Annotated in this window: 1 pseudogene; it reads right to left on the bottom strand. The window is 66.3% G+C overall.

The window, feature by feature from the left end:
- Nucleotides 1–150: 150 nt before the first annotated feature.
- Nucleotides 151–1,522 (bottom strand): annotated as a pseudogene (locus tag ACYVIP_RS44750) (IS1380 family transposase).
- Between the last annotated feature and the right edge of the window lie 123 nt (nucleotides 1,523–1,645).

Here is a 1,645-nt window from a genome sequence, read left to right as displayed (position 1 = left end):
GACGTTCAACCTGGATCCACCGATGATCTTTGTGGGTGATCTTGATGGTGTGTTGATCATGTGTGGCTGGTGGTGGACGTGTCGGGGTTGCTGGCCTGCCAGCTTCGGTGGTGTGGTCTCCGGTCGGGCCTGGTGGGGCGTGGACGGTGGTCAGGTTGTTTGGGGTCGGTGGGTGTTTGTGAACAGCTGTTGGCAGGCGTGTTCCCAGGGCCAGTGCTCGGGCAGGTGCAGGGTGATGGTGCGGGCGGTGCGGGAGATCCGGGCCGCGACCGCGATCAATCGTCGGCGCAGGGTGCCGGTGCGGGCTTTGGTGTGGGCGCCGCCGGCCAGGCAGCCGGCGGCCCGGGTCAGGTTGTGGGCCAGTGCGGCGAGGGTGAGCCAGGCGGCGTTCGCGGCGAATTTGCCGGAGGGGAGATGCGCGAGAGCGGAGTCGTTGAGGTCAGCGAAGACCTGCTCGATGATGGCGTGGTCGCGGTGCTGGGCTTCTGCGGTGAGCGGGGGGAACGGGGAATCGGTGAACACCGCGTGGTAGCGGTGGGTCGGGAACAGTTCGCCTTGGTCGTTGCGTTCCAGGACGCGGACCCGGCGCACGATCAGCTGGGCGGTGATGCGGTTGCCGCGGTTTTGGGTGGGGTTGGTGAAGGCGGTCAGGGTGGTTTCGGCGACCTCGGCGTTGGAGACCCAGCTGTCGTGTTCCGGGTCGTAGATCGCTTGGGGGTAGTGGATACCGACCCAGGCATGCTCGGCGATGTTCTCGATCGCCGTCCGGACAGCGGGGTTGAGCGGGGCGGTGATGGAGAAGTGTGCCCCAGCCTGACGGATCGCCCGGACCACCTTGCCCTGGAAGTACTTCGAATCCGCGCGCACGATCAGCGTGCCGGTCACCCCCATCTGGCCCACGGTGGTCAGGCTGGAGGCCAGCAGGGTGTGCGCGCTGCGGCCGGACTCGGCATTCCCGCCGCGCAACCGGGTGCCCACGATCACCGGCGCGGCCTCCGGCGTGGACACGGTGACAGCCTGAAAGTCCAAGCCCAGTACCCGGGCATGACCAACCCGGGCACCCTGCTTGCGTCGGCCATACACCTGGGTGGTCTTGGAATCGATGTCCACAAAGGCCAACTCGCTGGCACCAGGCAGCAGATCCACCCGTTCAGCCAGTCCAGGCAACCCGACGGGCCACCGCTTCCAGCGAGCTGACATCACCCCAGCACAGCCCCCGCAGGAACGTGCCCAGCGTGGACGGCGCGCGGATCCCGGTGAACAGCAGTGGCATCGCGCCATGCCGGAGCACACCCAGGTCATCGATCGAGTCCGCACCCGCCGCCATCCCGACCACGATCGCCGACACCTTCGCGCCCGCGTTCGCACCCGCGCTACCCGGCACCTTCACCCACTCATCGACCAGTTCCGGCAGGCCCACCTGCTCGGCCAGTCGCACCACCGGCACCAAACCAGCGTGCGACACGAGATTCGGATCATCGAAGGTCACGTGAGTCGCCGCCGCGCTATGAGACGATCGCATCCAGCAGATGCCCTCTCACTCGGTCCGATATGTTTCCGTTGCAAGAACAATCGTCCCAAGTCAGAGGGCATCTGCGCGTCTACGACACGATCAACACACCAAGATCTTCGGTGGATCCAGGTT

The organism is Actinophytocola sediminis (genome assembly GCF_054779715.1).
The sequence above is the reverse complement of the archived record's forward strand: the minus strand, read 5'-3'. Positions and strand labels throughout refer to the sequence as shown.